This window comes from Paraburkholderia azotifigens, assembly GCF_007995085.1.
GTDB classification, from domain to species: Bacteria; Pseudomonadota; Gammaproteobacteria; order Burkholderiales; family Burkholderiaceae; genus Paraburkholderia; species Paraburkholderia azotifigens.
In genome coordinates this window covers 198,032-213,070 of record NZ_VOQS01000005.1, presented here as the reverse complement: position 1 = coordinate 213,070, position 15,039 = coordinate 198,032, and the positions used below count along the sequence as shown (strand labels likewise).

Sequence of the window (15,039 nt, the reverse complement as noted above, 5' to 3'; positions counted from 1 at the left end):
GCGTCAGATGGTCTTGGGGAAATTCGGCAGCTTCGGGCTGTCTGTGTGGAAACAACGTAAAAGCAACGTCAATAGAAAACGTCTTTGATCTGGTAGTACGCGCCGACGAGCGGCAGGAACCATGGCTTGCCCGTGTGCCCCGGAATCGCGGGCCAGTCGAAATCGCGCCAGGGGTTCGCGCCTGCATTGCCGCCGATCACCTCGGCCATCACCTGGCCCATATGCGTCGACATCTGCGTGCCGTGGCCGCTATAGCCCATCGAGAAATAGATGCCGTCGTGCTGCCCGGCTCGCGGCAGGCGGTCGGCCGTGATGTCGACGAGTCCGCCCCAGCAATAGTCGATGCGCGCAGCCGCGAGACCCGGGAAGGTCTGCGCGAGATTCGCTTGCAGAATGTGTCCGCTCTTCGCATCGGACGGCTGCTCGGACGCCGTGAAGCGCGCGCGTCCGCCGAACAGCAGACGCGAGTCGGGCGTCACGCGGAAATAGTTGTGCATCAGGCGGCTCGTCGTATACGAGCGGCGCATCGGCAGGAGACGCGCGAGCTGCTCCGCAGGCAACGGCTCCGTCACGACGATGAACGAGCCGACGGGTGCAAGCCTGCGCCGATACCAGCCGAACGGCCCATGCCGCGACGGCCCCGTCGCGATCAGCACCTGATGCGCGCGCAGCGTGCCGCGCGCCGATTCGATCCGGTACGCGCCGCGATCCTTCTCGATCGACGTGACGGCGGCGTGTTCGAACAGGCGCGCGCCGTTGCGCACGGCCGCGTTCGCTAACCCCGCCGCGAATTTGCCCATATGCATCTGGCCGCCGCGCTTTTGCAGCAGGCCGCCAAAGAAGCTGTCCGATTCGACTTCGCTGCGAATGCGCTCGCGCGCAATGATCTCGACATCGGGATCGACTTCGCGGCGAATCAGTTCCGCCGTCTGTTCGAGATGTGCCAGATGATGCGGCTTCGCGGCGAGCTTCAGCTTGCCCGACGCGAGATAGTCGCAGTCGATCTGTTCTTCGCGGATCAGCCGCTCAACGGTATCGACGGCAGCGGCATACGCGCGATAACAGCCCTGCGCACGTTCGACGCCCAGTTGCTCGCGCAGCGCCGCATAGTCCTGCGCGACGCCCGTGTTGCACTGGCCGCCGTTGCGTCCCGACGCGCCGCCGCCGATGCGCCCCGCATCGAGCACCGTCACCGACGCGCCTCGTTTGCCGAGCGCGAGCGCCGCAGACAAGCCGGTGAAGCCGCCGCCGATCACGGCCACGTCGACATGGCCTTCGACGGGCCCTTCGCTCGCCGGCATGCCGGCGGGCGCGGTGTCGAGCCAGTAGGAGTCGAGTTTCATCGTGTGTCCTTGCGGGGGTGACGACGCGTGTAGCGTGCGTGGCATGCGCGGCGTTCGCGGATCAGAGGCCGAGCTTCGTCGCGAGGTCGCCGATCGTGTCGACTTCGTAGTACTCGTAGTACGGCGTGCCGGGCTCGTGGCCGCGCTTGACGAAGGCCTTGTGCCTGATGCCCATGTCGTGCGCCGTCATCAGGTCGTAGCGCAGGCTCGACGACACGTGCAGCACGTCGCCCGGATTGCAGTTGAGCTGGTCGAACATGTACTCGAAGCCCTGCATGCGCGGCTTGTACGATTGCGCCTGCTGTGCCGTGAACACGCGATGGAACGGCGCGCCGAGCTTGTCGACGTTGCTCTGGATCTGATCGTTCGACGCGTTCGACAGAATCACGAGCTTGTACTTCTTCGCGAGACGCGACAGGCCTTCCGGCACGTCGGGATGCGGACCCCACGTCGGCACGGCCAGATAGAACTTTTCAGCTTCCGCTTCATTGAACTCGACGTTCATGCGCTTGCAGGTGCGGCGCACGGCATTGACGATCACGTCGCGATACGGCTTCCATGCGCCGAGCACTTCATCGCGGCGATAGCCCGAGAAGAACGCGACGAATTGCTCCAGCTCGGCGCCGTGCAGGCGGTCGCCGTACATCTCGCGGGCCATGTCGGCCATGCGGAACTTCGTCAGCGTGCCGTAGCAGTCGAACGTGATGTACTTCGGCTCGAAATCGATCATGGTGTCAGTCCTATCGTTGTTGTGAACTCAGGCGGAGTTCAGTGGCGGAACAGGAAAACGCATCCCTGCGGAAAATTTAAACAGTGCAAAAAGTACGGATGTCGCTGATTCGAGTGGCTCGCGCGATACAAACCACGCGTTTTGAGGGGCATCGGCAGCAGACTATGCGGCGGCGTTTTCATGGCTATCGCGTCGCTGTCCGTCGCCTTGCATTTGTCAGACGCGAGCGTCGATCAGCACGCTCTTGAAGCGCAGATTCGCTTCGTAAGCCTGCCGTCCGAGATCCTTGCCGATCCCCGAACGCTTGTAGCCGCCCGTCGGGATCGTGAAATCGCTGGTGCGTCCGTAGCGGTTCACCCACACCGTGCCCGTCTCGACGCCGCGCACCATGCGCAGCGCGCGGCCCAGATCGGCCGTATGCACGCCCGCTGCAAGCCCGTAGTCGGGATGCGCGGCGAGTGCGAGCGCTTCGTCCTCCGTGTCGAAGGTCTGCAAGGTCAGCACAGGGCCGAAGATTTCCTCGCGCACGGCATCGGTGTGCGGCGTGACGTCCGTGAGCAGCGTGGGCATATAGAAGGCGCCCGGCGTCGCCGCGTCCGCGCGCCGGCCACCGCAGCGCAGCGTCGCGCCGCTCGCGACGCTGCGCCCGACGATGGCCTCGATACGCGCCGCCTGCGGCTCGGAGATGATCGGCGCAAGCGTCGTATCGGGTGACCACGTCGCACCCGCTTTGGCCTCGCTGAAGATGCGCCGGATACGCTCCGCCAGGTCCTCCGCGATGCCCCGTTCGACCAGCAGCCGCGAACCCGCGACGCACACCTGTCCCGCGTTGCCCGTGATCGCGCCCGCAATGCGGCGCGCGACATCGTCGAGACGCGGTGCGTCGGCGAAAACGATCTGCGGACTCTTGCCGCCCAGTTCGAGCGTGACGGGCTTCGTGCCTGTTTCGGCGCACGCGGTCATGATGGCCGCGCCCGTGCGCGTCGAGCCGGTGAACGTCACCTTCGCGATACGCGGATGGCGCACGAGCGCGTCGCCCGTCGTGCGGCCGTCGCCTTGCACGACGTTGAAGATGCCGGGCGGCACGCCCGCTTCGACGGCAAGTTCGGCGAGGCGCAGCACGGAAAGCGGCGTCATCTCCGAAGGCTTCAGCACGACGGCGTTGCCCGCCGCGAGCGCGGGCGCGATCTTCCACGACGCCATCACGAGCGGGAAATTCCACGGCGCGATCGCGCCGATCACGCCGTACGGTTCGGCGATCGTCATGCCGAGATGATCGTGATCGGTCGCGGCCACGTCGCCGCCAATCTTGTCGGCGAATTCCGCATAGAAGCGGATGCCTTCCGCCGTGAACGGCACGTCCCAGTTGAAAGCGTCGCGAACAGGGCGCGTCGAGCCGAGCGCTTCGAGCGGCGCGAGATTGTGTGCATCGGCGGCGACGAGATCGGCGAAGCGCCGCAGCACGCGGGCGCGCTCGCGCGGCGCGCTGCGCGCCCAGCCGCTCGTGCGGAACGCCGTCCATGCGTTTTGCACTGCGCGGTCGATCATCGCCGCATCTGCGATGGGCACCGACGTGTAGACGACGCCATCGGACGGACGCGCGACCTCGATGCGCGGTCCCTGTGGATCGACATATTCGCCGCCGATGAAATGTCCGCTGCGCACGTTGATCGTGAGTGGATCGAACCGGTCCATTTGCGTGAGTCCTCGATTGCCTTCGATGCTTGAAATCGTAGGCTCGCGGCCGCCGCATATTTCACCGACAAAAATGCGCACACAGCACAATCGAAGCGTTATCGCCGCCCGAACGCCGCGTTTTGCAGCGCATCACGCTCGCGTTGGCGTGCGCAGGCGCGATAGAAGGATCGTCCTAGTCACGCACGCGATACGGTGCGAGAGTCACGGTATGTGTCTTCAGAACGAGGAGGCCGGCGTGTCCGACCCAAACAAGAACGGCATGATCGACTACCGCCCTTTCACCTCCGATGACATCGCGGCAGCGCATGCGCTTTCGAGCGCGGTCAGATGGCGGCATCGTCCCGACGACTGGCGCTTCGCGGCGCGCACAGGGCAAGGCTTCGTCGCCCAGGACGCGAGCGGCGTGATCGGCACCGCGCTGTCCTGGCGCTTCGGACGCGAAGCCGCGACGCTCGGCATGGTGATCGTCGCGCCCGAACGGCAAGGGCGCGGCATAGGACGCAAGCTGCTCGAACTGCTGATCGACGAACTCGGTCCGCGCACGCTGCTGATTCACGCGAGCCCGGCCGGCGAGCCGCTCTGCGAGAAGCTCGGCTTTCATAGCATCGGCACGATTCATCAGCATCAGGGCGCCGCGTTTCAGCCGCCGCTCGTGTCGTTGCCGCCGGGCGAACGGCTGCGCCCGCTCGGTGTCAATGACGCGCCGCGTCTCGTCGAACTGGCCTCGCGCGCGAGCGGGCTGGACCGCCGCGATCTGTTGCCGGCGCTGCTCGATATCGCGAGCGGCATCGCGCTCGATCGCGACGGCGAACTGATCGGCTTCGCGCTCTTCAGGCGCTTCGGCGATGGTCACGTGATCGGCCCCGTCATCGCGCCCGACTCGCCCGGTGAAAGCCGTGCGAAAGCGTTGATCAGCCACTGGCTCGCATTGAATGCGGGGATGTTCGTGCGGATCGATACGCCTGCCGCGTTCGGCCTTTCTTCGTGGCTCGAAGGGCTGGGACTGCCGCATGTGGACAGCATCGAAAGAATGGTGCGCAATGGACCGCTTCCCGCCGATGCGCAACTGAAGCAGTTTGCGATTACGAGTCAGGCGGTGTGGTGAGGTGCCGATAAAAATGCCCGCTGCGCACCAGATTCGTATCGCGTGCAGCAGCGGGCATTGCAGACTGACTTACTTCAATTCAACGCGCTTGATCTCGCCGACGATCAGCAGGTAGCTGACGACCGCGATCAGCGCATTGCAGGCCACGAACACGAGTGCGCCGCTGAACGAGCCCGTCGCCTTGACGATATAACCGATGATGATAGGCGTCGTGATGGCGGCGATGTTGCCGAACGTGTTGAACATGCCGCCGCTCAGACCGGCGATCTGCTTCGGCGACGTATCCGCGACCACCGCCCAGCCGAGCGCGCCCAGACCCTTGCCGAAGAATGCGAAGGCCATGATCGCGACGACGACGGCCGACGAATCCACATAGTTGCACGCGATCATGCTGGTCGACAGCAGCATGCCGACGACGATGGGCACCTTGCGCGCCACCGTCAGCGAACAGCCCTTGCGGATCAGGAAGTCGGAGAAGATGCCGCCGAGCACACCGCCGATGAAGCCGCACACCGCAGGCAACGCGGCCACGAAGCCCGCATTGAGAATGGACATGCCGCGCTCCTTGACGAGGTACACCGGGAACCAGGTCAGGAAGAAATACGTGAGCGTCGTGATGCAGTACTGGCCGATATACACGCCGAGCAGCATCCGGTTGCTCAGCAGCTGCTTGACGTATGACCACTTCGGCGCTTCGTTCGCGCTTTGCGCCGTCGTTGCCTGCGCGGATGCCGGTACAGATGGTTCAAGCGCGGCGCCCTCCTTTTTGGGCCCGTCCATGTCGACGAGCGCGCCGCCTTCCTTGATATGGTCGAGTTCGGCGCGGCTGATGCGCGGATGATCCTTCGGGCTGTGCACCGTCTTCATCCAGACGAGGCTCGTAACGATACCCACGGCGCCCATGAAGTAGAACACGTACGGCCAGCCGAAGCGGTGCGTGACCCAGCCCATGATCGGCGCGAACAGCACGGTCGCGAAGTATTGCGCGGAGTTGAAGATGGCCGATGCCGTGCCGCGTTCGGCGGCAGGAAACCACGATGCCACGATTCGGCCATTGGCAGGGAACGACGGCGCTTCGGCCAGACCTACCAGAAAGCGCAGCGCGAACAACGTCGTAATCGCAACCGACACACTCAGAAAGCTGACCGTGCCCTGCAATACCGTGAACAGCGACCAGATGAAAATGCTGGCCGCGTAGACGCGCTTCGAGCCGAAGCGGTCGAGCAGCCAGCCGCCCGGCAACTGGCCGATCACATACGACCAGCCGAACGCGGAAAAGATGAAGCCCATCGCCACTGCATCGAGACCGAGGTCTTTCGCCATCGAAGTGCCTGCCATCGACAGCGTCGCACGGTCCGCGTAGTTGATCGCCGTGACCAGAAACAGCATCGCGACGATCCCGTAACGGATTCGCGTTCTCCGCGCGACGGCTGCGCCTTGCACAACGTTGGCCATGAAATGTCTCCCCTCTTATGCACCAGCGTCCTGCCGGCAAGATTGCGCGACCCACGATGCCTAAGCGCACCTCGGCTCATAGGTTGTCTGATGACATACTGAGGCGCTGTACCAATATTTGCAATCAGGCGTTTACCCTGGCGGATTGGCTGGACGCAGCTTGGGTGCAAATGTCTCGCATAGTCGCGTTGCAGATTGACCCGCTATCTGATGCTTTGTGTACCTTCAAGTTGTACGACGACGTATATCATCAAGCATTTTGACCGGTCGAGGCCGTGCTGACATCCGTGCCTTAAAATCGCGCGATGGAACCCGCCCGCCCAATCATTCGCCTGCTAGCCGCCAGCGATGCGCCCGCTTACGCGTCGCTGCGGCTGAGTGCGATCGACGAAGCCCCGGAGTCTTTCCTGTCGACGCGCGTCGAAGAAGAAAAACGGTCGATCGGCGAGATCGAAGCGCGCATCTGTTCGACGGCGAACCAGGTTGTGTTCGGCGCGTTTGCCGGCGACCGCCTCGTCGCCGTAGCGGGACTGCGACGATATCCGTTGCGTCCCGTGCAGCAGAAGGGATTTCTGTGGGGCCTGTTCGTCGTGCAGGAGCATCGGCGGAGCGGCATTGCGCGGAGTCTGATTGCGGCCGCCGTGGAGCAGGCGCGCGCGATGGGCCTCGCGCAGATCGCGCTCAATACGGGCGTCGACAATGCGGGCGCGATTGCGCTCTACCGGTCGGCGGGCTTCGAGGCCGTGGAAGACGAGCCGTGCGCCGACGAATTCGACGGCGACGCGGATCAGGAAGTCGAGATGGTGTTGCGGCTCGGCTGAGTCGCCAGGCTCGCCGTCAGTTGTCGATGAACGACTGCAGCATCCGGTTGAATGCAGCCGGGTTCGCGACATTCATGCCGTGCGATGCGCCCGCAATCGTGCCGCGCTCCGCGCGATAGATCCAGCCTTCCAGACTATCCACGTTGTTGCGGAACATGCGCGGGCTCTTCTGCCCGTCGATAAGCAGCGTCCGGCACGTCACGTCTGCCGCCGTTTCGCGCGAATAGGCCGGCAACGGATCGCGAAACTGCTTCGGCAGCGTGCTCGCGTTATCGATCGCCATCATGCGGAAGGCGTCCGTGCTCTTGCGCCATGCGCCCGGCGCGCTCACCGAATCGACGAACAGTTCGAGTCCGGGCTCGATGACGCCCTCCTCGATCATGCCCGCCACTTTGGCGCGCAAAGCGTTCATCGGCGAGGGCAACGACGCTTCGACCATGCCATCCAGTTGCAACGGGCCGCCGGGATCGGCGAGCGTCAAGGTTTTGACGAGGCGGGGATAGTCGCGCGCGAGCTGGAATGCCACGCATCCGCCGCGCGAATGCCCGACCAGGTGCACGGGTGCGAGATCCATTGCGACGATGAACTCCGCGAGTTCGGCAACGTGAACCTGCCAGCCGAACTCGTTCTGAATGCACGCTTCGGCGGCCGGCCAATAGTGGCTGAGGCTCGGCGCGATGCAGCGAAAGTGCGTGGAAAGCGGCGCGATCTGCGCGTCCCAATAGCGGAAATCGCAGAGCGAACCATGCACGAACACGACCGGCTCGCCCGCGCCGCGCTCGACATACGGAATGCAAATGCCCGATGCGACAGTCGCGAAACTCAGCTGGGGATCGGCCAGCAATGAGTGATCGGTTCGCATGTTCATCGCAGTCACAGCCTCGCAGGTATCGTGGTGTGACTACTATGCAGGATTATCTGGCGTAAGAAAAACGCGTAATTCGGATCGGAGCGTTCAGGTTTTCTGATAACGGCTACACCTTTTTCCACGCGAACCGCAACTGCCAACTGTTGGTGAGGGACAAACGAAATCTGCTCCGGCACAAACAAACCTGCGCTGACGAACCAAGACAAACCAATCTGCGCTACACGCCGAAAAACCGCAGCGTTCTATATCGGTGCCGTGGTCGGCAGTCTCGTCATTGCGGCAAACGCCTCGATGGTCTGTACAGACACGAGCAGCGCAATGTGGTCGATCCATGAATGGGCAAGGCTGACTGGCGTGCCCGTCCCCGCTTCGATGTCCGCATTTCTCAGACGCCATCCGGAAGTGGTTATCGACAGGCCGGGGCGTATTTTGTACGCCCTTCAGGCTTCCAGCTCGGCAAAGGTGGCGGCATGAACTGGATGACCGACAAGATCACATTGATTGTCGTCGCATGTGTTTGCGCGGCAGGAGCTTGGGCCCTGCTGCATTACTCCGGCCAGTATTTTTTCCCCGTCATCACGATCGTCGCTGTCGCCTGCTTCTACGCGGATAACCGGCGACTGCGTGCGCTGCTCAAGAAAAATGGCATCGGCCCGCGTTCGAACGGACGCCAGTTGTAGAGATACAGAGAGGCGGCAACGGATCAAGCCCTTGCCCAGCCAACGGGAGGACGTAGCGAGCGGAGTTGAACGGCCGATCATCATGTTGTGGGTCGGAGTCAGCGCCGACGGACCCATGCTGACGCTGCCAGATCGCTAGCCAGTTCGGACCTGGCTGTACGTCTTTCGCACATGCTCATGCCTGTGCCGACATGGAACCCGGGAACGTCCATAGTGGAAAAGTCATAGCTGGCCCACAGGGTCGCAAAATGGGCGGCTGTCCCCTGCGGATGATTACCGGTTGACGTTACTCCCTGTAGATTGTCCGTGATCGTCAAGTCCTCAATTTTTCCGCAGTACATCGTGCATATCGAACAAACCGCTTTTCTGCTCAATCAGGAAGCGAGCGGCACGCAACGCACCCCTGACATATGGCAATCTGTTGAGTGTCTTATGGGTGACCTCGATTCGCTCGCCATCGCCGATGAACATCACAGTATGCTCACCAACAATGTCGCCCCCACGGATTGCAGAAAACCCAATCGTCGACGAATCCCTTTTCCCGGTAACTCCCTGTCGTCCGTACACAGCGCAGTCTGCCAGATTGCGACCAACAGCAGCAGCGACAGTCTCGCCAATCGTCAGCGCCGTTCCCGAAGGCGCGTCCACCTTGTAACGATGGTGAGCTTCAATAATTTCAATGTCGTAACCCTGAGAGAAGCTCTTTGCCGCCCGTTCGATCAGTTCAAGCGTGACATTAAGACTCGCGCTCGTGCTGGAAGCAAACATCACAGCGATAGTATTGGAGGCCGCCTTTATCAAGTCCAACTGCGCAGCATCGAAGCCCGTCGTTCCGATAACCATCTTTACACCATGGCGCTGTGCTGCTTCCAGATATGCGAGCGTCGCTTGCGGGCGAGTGAAATCGAGCAGGACGTCGCACGATGCCAGTGCGGCGTCGACATCGTCAGTGATCGCAATCCCTGTGGTCTTTCCAACGAACGTGCCAGCGTCCTGACCCAAGCTCGGACTACCTTCTCTGCTTAATGCACCAACGAGAATTGCGTCTTCTGCATTCAAGACAGCTTCAATGAGCATCTGGCCCATTCGACCGGTTGCGCCCGCGACTGCAATTTTCATCAATTTCTCCGTGAGACTCCGCTCGTCTGCTTAGGGCGTGCAGACCACCTTGGCGTATGGACCAATATCTACCATGCCATGCCGCAGAGTGGCGTATCGCCAATCTGCAGTCGGCGCTATAAAGAGCCGGCGCTCGCTGACATCAAGAACAGCATTTTCACGCACCTCCCGGTTCCGAGCCGGAATGCCGCATCGAGAGGGTTTGGCAAGATCGAACTTTCAGTCTGCTCGACGCCTCAAATTCCTACACTTTCACAGGCCTCTCGCCCTCAAATTTCCATACAACGCGCGAACGCCGAATGTCCAAGGAGCAATCTGATCAGACCGGCGAACAGTGTTGACCAACGCGCCGAGCGACGGCGCCGAAATCGTAACCACGTCCCCCAAGTGATGCGTAAATCCGGCGCCCTTGGCATCCCGGTCCTCAATTGGCGAGAACATCGTGCCGAGGAATAGCATGAAGCCATCCGGGTACTGATGATGCGGACCATACGTCTGGCTCACCAGGTCAACAGGATCGCGACTAATCTGGCTCATATGACTGACGCCCTCAAGGACGAAATCATCGTCACGTCCCTCAATTTTCAGCGACACGCTCTCCTTTCGGATTGAATCCAGTGTGAAATGGTCGTCAAAAAGACGAACAAACGGCCCGATGGAGCACGAACCGTTGTTGTCCTTCGCCTTCCCGAGCAACAGGGCGCTACGGCCCTCAATATCTCGCAGATTGACGTCGTTCCCCAATGTCGCGCCCACAATCTGACCAGCGCTGTTGACTGCCAGCACAATCTCCGGCTCTGGGTTGTTCCAGACCGACGTCTTGTAGAGACCAATATTAGCTCCGAGACCCACAGACGACATCGGTTGTGACTTGGAAAACACCTCCGCGTCAGTGCCGATTCCAACCTCCATGTACTGGGACCACGCGCCCCGCCGTTCCATCTCCGCTTTCAACTTCAGCGCACCTTCGGAACCTGGCTTGATCTTTGAGAGGTCCGCCCCGATAAGCGCGTGAATCGTCCCCCGAATTTCCTGCGCTTTGCTAGCGTCTCCCCCGGCCTGCTCCTCGATCACGCGCTCAAGCAGACTCACCGCAAACGTCACACCGCACGCCTTGATTGCCTGAACGTCGCAAGGCGCAAGCAGTCTGAGCCCGGTCGCATTCGGGTCGAGACTTTTTGCGATCAGCGCGTCCACACTCCCCAGCGACTCCCCCGGCGCACTGCGGGCGACGTCGAGCGCGTCGTTGCTGTCAAACAGGTCTGCAGTGGTGCGAACGGTACTAGTGATATCGAAGACTTCACCCTGTCGAATGGCAATCACCGCCGGACCGTTATGCGGTGCGGGACGCCACACTCGCCCCACTAGTACCGCACGCTCCGCATCTGCAGGAAGACAGGAATTTGAGGGAATAGCCATATATGTTCGTTGCCGGTCACGGAGAAGAAGCGCGCATCCTATGCCCATGGTATAGAGTCGTCCAATCTGCTGCTAATATGTCCAACAGGTTGGACGAAATCCGAATCAGATCGCTACTGAATACATCTGCGATGGAAAAGACATACGAGGTACCAGCCCTGCGCCGTACACAGGACATTCTCAAAGTTCTAGCGAGTGCGGGAGAGCCTGTTCGCGTGGCCACGCTGCGCGAGGCGACCGGATTATCGCGAAGCACGCTGTATCTCCTTCTAAATTCACTGCAGCAACAGCATTGGATCGAAAGGCGAGGCGACGGCTATCTCATCGGGGTGAAGCTTTTTGAGCTGGGAAATGCGTATGTGCGTCACGACGGCTATCAGTCGGTGTTTCGTGCGCTCGCGGCCGCGTTTGTTGCAACACATGATGAGGTCGTGCAACTGGCTACGCTCGACGGAACTGACGTCGTCTACATCGCCCGGGAGGATTCCCGACGCCCTGTCCGTCTCGTATCAGATCTAGGGTCCCGGCTTCCCGCACACTGTTCGGCATTAGGAAAAGCGCTGCTCTCAACGCTCTCCGAAGCAGAGTTGATTGATCTGCTCCCGGAAAAGCTCACCGCAGTGACACGACGTACAATCACTCGACGCGCCGCCCTGCTCCGTGAACTCGAAGCTGTCCGCGAAACTGGCCAAGCAAGCGAGCACGAGGAATCGGCGGCCGGATTGGCCTGCTTTGCCGCGTATGCCGGGCAGACTGCCTTCGGCAAACGACTGGCTGTTAGCACAAGCATTCCGATCGGCCGAGTCGACCAGAAGCGTGAAAAGCAAATTCGTCTGGCTATCGCGCGGATGGCACTGCAAATCGATGCCCGGATTAGAGATTTGTGATCCCTTCCGCGCGAGTCTCCACTGCTGAGGACGTCAGCGCCAATGTCGGAAGCGCTATCCTCCGACTCAAGGTAGTGCCAACTGTGGACGCGGTACCGCGCAAGAGCCCCGCATCACAAGTTCAGCGTCGACTGTCAGTCTGCGCCTCGGCAATTTTGGGTTATCGAGCCGCTCCATCAAGAATCTTCCGGCCGCCTTGCCCAGTTGGTCATGGCTCCAGCGAACAACCGTGAACGCGGGTGTCGCGAGAAGCGCGACGTCACTGTCCGCTCCAGCGATAACCGATAAGTCTTGTGGTATCACGAGCCCGCGTTCCCGGGTAGCCTGCATCACACCAGGAAGCAACGACGTTCCGCCGGCAATGATCGCCGTAGGTGGCGTGGCTAGCTCCAGCAGATGCCGCGTCTCTGTGTAGCCGGCGTCGCGTGCGAAAGTCGCGTGTCGAATCAATTCCGGTTCGAGTGTCAGCCCGCGCTCTTTGAACGCATCGCCAAAACCCTTCAGTCGGCTCTGAGTTGGATGAACGCCTGGCTCACCGGAAATGATTGCAATACGGCGATGTCCAAGATCGGCGAGGTGATGCACTGCCTGTCGAACACCCGCCGCGTGATTGACCGTGACCGAATCAAGCTCGGCAGGCATCTCACGGTCCAGCAACACGATAGGGAATGGTGCCTCCCGCAGCATCGCCAGAAGCGCTGGGTCTTCCTCCGACGATGTCGCGATGACAAGACCGTCAATGCGTCGCTGCTGGAACCCCAGCAACAGTTCTAATTCGCGCTTGATGTCGTGATAGCTGGAGGCGACCATCAGCGAAAAACCGAAGCCCTCAATCTCCTTCTGCATCGAGTCGACGAACATGCTCAGCACAGGCACAGTGAAATCGCGCATGACACATGCGAACGTCATCGACCTGTGATTGCGCATACTCTGGGCAACCATATTCGGCACGTAGCCGAGTTCGACGATGGCCGCCTTCACGCGCTTGCGCGTGTCCTCCCGGACGTTCGGGTGCTCGTTTATCACGCGCGAGACTGTTCCCAGCGCTACGTTCGCCAGAAGCGCCACGTCCCGGATTGAAGGCTTGCGTTCGTCGTCAACAGACGTAACGTCTGTCGCCGTCCGGCGTGTGGAACTGCCTTTCGATTCTGTGCTCATTCTTTGGGCAAAAGCCTTCGCAAAGCAGTTGGAAACGCTCCGTAGGTCCACTCAAGAGGCCCATCATTCAAGCGCGTAAGGTCCGGGAAATCCAGCAATTGGTACGATGCACGGTCGCTCCGCACCGACGCTCCCTGCCTCCGACGCATTCGCACGCTCCCGATCATCGCCTCGCGTCGCTTTCGTTTTCCCGATCTGGGTGAAACGTTCCCAATTTTCCCGGCTACACCCGCTTTGTCAAGTAACGAAACGTAGATTCCCCCTTTGTCTGCCAGCCCCGTCCGACGGCGGTTGCCGGTGCCGCGAGAATGTCGAACCCATAGTTTCCAGGGAACCACCGCCTTGACAAGGCTGATTGACGCACTAATATTGGAAACGTTTCATTTCTAGCATCTGGTGAAAAGACGAAGACTTGTTCTTGTCTGACATTTAATTTTGGAAACGTTTCATTTCATTTTGTGAGGTACCGTGAACACACGACAGCTTCCGCTGGAAGACATTTGCGTGGTGGAGATTGGGCACAGCCTCGCCGCACCGTACGCAGGTGTCATCTTCGCGCACCTCGGCGCCCGGGTCGTGAAGATCGAGAACGCTGCCCAGGGGACTACGCTCGTGGATGGGGCCCCCCTTCATTGACGGTTCCTCCGCGCTCTTTCATGCGATGAACCATGGGAAAGAAAGCATTAGCGCCGATTTCAGTGACCCGGCGTGCGCCAAACTGATTCGAGAGTTCATCGTCGGCAATGCCGACGTGGTCCTCCAGAACCTGAAGCCAGGCAATCTCGACCGTTACGGCCTGGGGGCGAAGGATTTGACGGAGCTGTGTCCGTCTCTTGTCTATTGCAACCTCGGAGCCTTCGGCGCCACAGGCCCATTGCGAAGCAAGCCCGGTTATGACCCGCTAGTACAGGCGTACAGTGGAATGATGAGCATCGTGGGCCACGCAGACGATGCTCCCAGCCGCGTCCCGGTCTCAATCAATGACATGGGCACAGGCATGTGGGCAGTCATCGGCGTCCTGGCCGCACTCCGGGACAAAGGCCGTGGAGACCCCGAACGCGGTCAGATTATCGACGTGTCACTTTACGAGACCGCTCTTGCCTGGATGACGGTGCCTCTTTCGGATTGCCTTGCCGGTGGTCCAGAGCCGGCCCGCATCGGTTCCGGTAGCCCGAACATCGTGCCCTATCAGGTTTTCACGTGTGCCGATGGTGCAATCCTCGTCGCGGCAGGAAACGACACGTTGTATCGACGCCTATGCGATGTCATGGATCTCCCTTCGCTTGCCGATGACCCCCGATTTTCAACCAATGGCAACCGGGTCCTGAACCGAAAGGCACTCATTCCTCTTCTGGAAGCCAGGTTTGTTCAAGCACCAACGAGCGATTGGCTCCGGGTGCTTGAGGCCGAATCGATTCCGTGTGGTCCACTACAGACAGTCGACTGCGTGATCAACGACGAACAGACCTTGTCGCTCGACATTCTTCGCCAGACGCCCGATGGCCGAACCACGACCGTAGCGCTGCCTGTCTCCTTTGACGGGCGACGACCACCTTTGCCCGGCAATACACCCAGCCTCGGCGAGCACAACTACCTGCTGACAAAACCTCCGGCACGCGAACGTTCAGACGACCTTTTGCACGAGGAAAGTGATTGACGGGCGTTGCATCCGAAGTTCCATTTCACACACACTTCCATCAAGGATTCTCGGACGTTGGCCTTTCGCGCCAGGCGAATCGGGACAATCAGGAGACAG

At 60.9% G+C, this 15,039-nt stretch carries 12 protein-coding genes and 1 pseudogene; 5 read left to right on the top strand and 8 right to left on the bottom strand.

All coding sequences use genetic code 11. The features are described from left to right. Nucleotides 1–68: 68 nt before the first annotated feature. The 3 genes from FRZ40_RS32660 to FRZ40_RS32650 form a co-directional block, all read right to left on the bottom strand. The gene (locus tag FRZ40_RS32660) at nt 69–1,343 is read right to left on the bottom strand and encodes an NAD(P)/FAD-dependent oxidoreductase (protein ID WP_147236974.1); all 1,275 of its coding nucleotides are present in this window, start codon (nt 1,341–1,343) and stop codon (nt 69–71) included. A 61-nt stretch (nt 1,344–1,404) separates the two neighbouring features. Next, entirely contained in the window at nt 1,405–2,073 is a 669-nt protein-coding gene (locus FRZ40_RS32655) for a haloacid dehalogenase type II (RefSeq protein WP_028366619.1), read from the bottom strand. A 216-nt stretch (nt 2,074–2,289) separates the two neighbouring features. After that, complete coding sequence (locus tag FRZ40_RS32650) at nt 2,290–3,768, bottom strand: aldehyde dehydrogenase family protein (protein WP_147236973.1); 1,479 nt, start codon at nt 3,766–3,768, stop codon at nt 2,290–2,292. 211 nt (nt 3,769–3,979) lie between these two features. Between FRZ40_RS32650 and FRZ40_RS32645 the strand changes: the two genes are divergently transcribed. Further along, nucleotides 3,980–4,876, top strand: a complete 897-nt coding sequence (locus FRZ40_RS32645; RefSeq protein ID WP_147236972.1) for a GNAT family N-acetyltransferase — start codon at nt 3,980–3,982, stop codon at nt 4,874–4,876. Nucleotides 4,877–4,945: 69 nt separating this feature from the next. Here FRZ40_RS32645 and FRZ40_RS32640 read toward each other — a convergent pair whose 3' ends face one another. Next, a complete protein-coding gene (locus FRZ40_RS32640) occupies nt 4,946–6,331 on the bottom strand; it encodes an MFS transporter (protein WP_147236971.1) in 1,386 nt (461 codons plus the stop codon). A gap of 305 nt (nt 6,332–6,636) precedes the next feature. On the opposite strand from FRZ40_RS32640, the gene FRZ40_RS32635 reads away from it, so the two are divergent. Continuing rightward, the gene (locus tag FRZ40_RS32635; protein WP_147236970.1) at nt 6,637–7,152 is read left to right on the top strand and encodes a GNAT family N-acetyltransferase; all 516 of its coding nucleotides are present in this window, start codon (nt 6,637–6,639) and stop codon (nt 7,150–7,152) included. A 16-nt stretch (nt 7,153–7,168) separates the two neighbouring features. On the opposite strand, the gene FRZ40_RS32630 is transcribed toward FRZ40_RS32635, so the two are convergent. After that, nucleotides 7,169–8,020, bottom strand: a complete 852-nt coding sequence (locus FRZ40_RS32630; protein ID WP_147236969.1) for an alpha/beta fold hydrolase — start codon at nt 8,018–8,020, stop codon at nt 7,169–7,171. A 335-nt stretch (nt 8,021–8,355) separates the two neighbouring features. Here FRZ40_RS32630 and FRZ40_RS45385 point away from each other — a divergent pair, with 335 nt between their 5' ends. Next, nucleotides 8,356–8,700 (top strand): hypothetical protein, encoded by a 345-nt coding sequence (locus FRZ40_RS45385; RefSeq protein WP_240057412.1) that lies wholly within the window; start codon nt 8,356–8,358, stop codon nt 8,698–8,700. Nucleotides 8,701–9,021: 321 nt separating this feature from the next. On the opposite strand, the gene dapB is transcribed toward FRZ40_RS45385, so the two are convergent. Beyond that, entirely contained in the window at nt 9,022–9,819 is a 798-nt protein-coding gene (dapB, locus tag FRZ40_RS32620) for a 4-hydroxy-tetrahydrodipicolinate reductase (RefSeq protein ID WP_147236968.1), read from the bottom strand. Between the two features lie 252 nt (nt 9,820–10,071). Continuing rightward, nucleotides 10,072–11,238: a fumarylacetoacetate hydrolase family protein gene (locus FRZ40_RS32615; RefSeq protein WP_147236967.1), complete on the bottom strand. Its 1,167-nt coding sequence runs from the start codon at nt 11,236–11,238 to the stop codon at nt 10,072–10,074. A 131-nt stretch (nt 11,239–11,369) separates the two neighbouring features. Between FRZ40_RS32615 and FRZ40_RS32610 the strand changes: the two genes are divergently transcribed. Continuing rightward, on the top strand, nt 11,370–12,125 hold the full coding sequence (locus FRZ40_RS32610) for an IclR family transcriptional regulator (protein WP_147236966.1): 756 nt from the start codon (nt 11,370–11,372) through the stop codon (nt 12,123–12,125). 66 nt (nt 12,126–12,191) lie between these two features. On the opposite strand, the gene FRZ40_RS32605 is transcribed toward FRZ40_RS32610, so the two are convergent. Further along, nucleotides 12,192–13,283 (bottom strand): LacI family DNA-binding transcriptional regulator, encoded by a 1,092-nt coding sequence (locus FRZ40_RS32605; RefSeq protein WP_231516101.1) that lies wholly within the window; start codon nt 13,281–13,283, stop codon nt 12,192–12,194. 468 nt (nt 13,284–13,751) lie between these two features. Between FRZ40_RS32605 and FRZ40_RS32600 the strand changes: the two are divergent. Next, nucleotides 13,752–14,940, top strand: a pseudogene (locus FRZ40_RS32600) (CaiB/BaiF CoA transferase family protein). The last annotated feature ends 99 nt before the right edge of the window (nt 14,941–15,039 follow it).

Excerpts from the sequence above, each read along its gene's own strand:
- FRZ40_RS32660 (WP_147236974.1), bottom strand. The coding sequence starts at position 1,343 with ATGAAACTCGACTCCTACTGGCTCGACACCGCGCCCGCCGGCATGCCG.
- FRZ40_RS32655 (WP_028366619.1), bottom strand. The coding sequence starts at position 2,073 with ATGATCGATTTCGAGCCGAAGTACATCACGTTCGACTGCTACGGCACG.
- FRZ40_RS32650 (WP_147236973.1), bottom strand. The coding sequence starts at position 3,768 with ATGGACCGGTTCGATCCACTCACGATCAACGTGCGCAGCGGACATTTC.
- FRZ40_RS32645 (WP_147236972.1), top strand. The coding sequence starts at position 3,980 with ATGTGTCTTCAGAACGAGGAGGCCGGCGTGTCCGACCCAAACAAGAAC.
- FRZ40_RS32640 (WP_147236971.1), bottom strand. The coding sequence starts at position 6,331 with ATGGCCAACGTTGTGCAAGGCGCAGCCGTCGCGCGGAGAACGCGAATC.
- FRZ40_RS32635 (WP_147236970.1), top strand. The coding sequence starts at position 6,637 with ATGGAACCCGCCCGCCCAATCATTCGCCTGCTAGCCGCCAGCGATGCG.
- FRZ40_RS32630 (WP_147236969.1), bottom strand. The coding sequence starts at position 8,020 with ATGAACATGCGAACCGATCACTCATTGCTGGCCGATCCCCAGCTGAGT.
- FRZ40_RS45385 (WP_240057412.1), top strand. The coding sequence starts at position 8,356 with ATGGGCAAGGCTGACTGGCGTGCCCGTCCCCGCTTCGATGTCCGCATT.
- dapB (WP_147236968.1), bottom strand. The coding sequence starts at position 9,819 with ATGAAAATTGCAGTCGCGGGCGCAACCGGTCGAATGGGCCAGATGCTC.
- FRZ40_RS32615 (WP_147236967.1), bottom strand. The coding sequence starts at position 11,238 with ATGGCTATTCCCTCAAATTCCTGTCTTCCTGCAGATGCGGAGCGTGCG.
- FRZ40_RS32610 (WP_147236966.1), top strand. The coding sequence starts at position 11,370 with ATGGAAAAGACATACGAGGTACCAGCCCTGCGCCGTACACAGGACATT.
- FRZ40_RS32605 (WP_231516101.1), bottom strand. The coding sequence starts at position 13,283 with ATGAGCACAGAATCGAAAGGCAGTTCCACACGCCGGACGGCGACAGAC.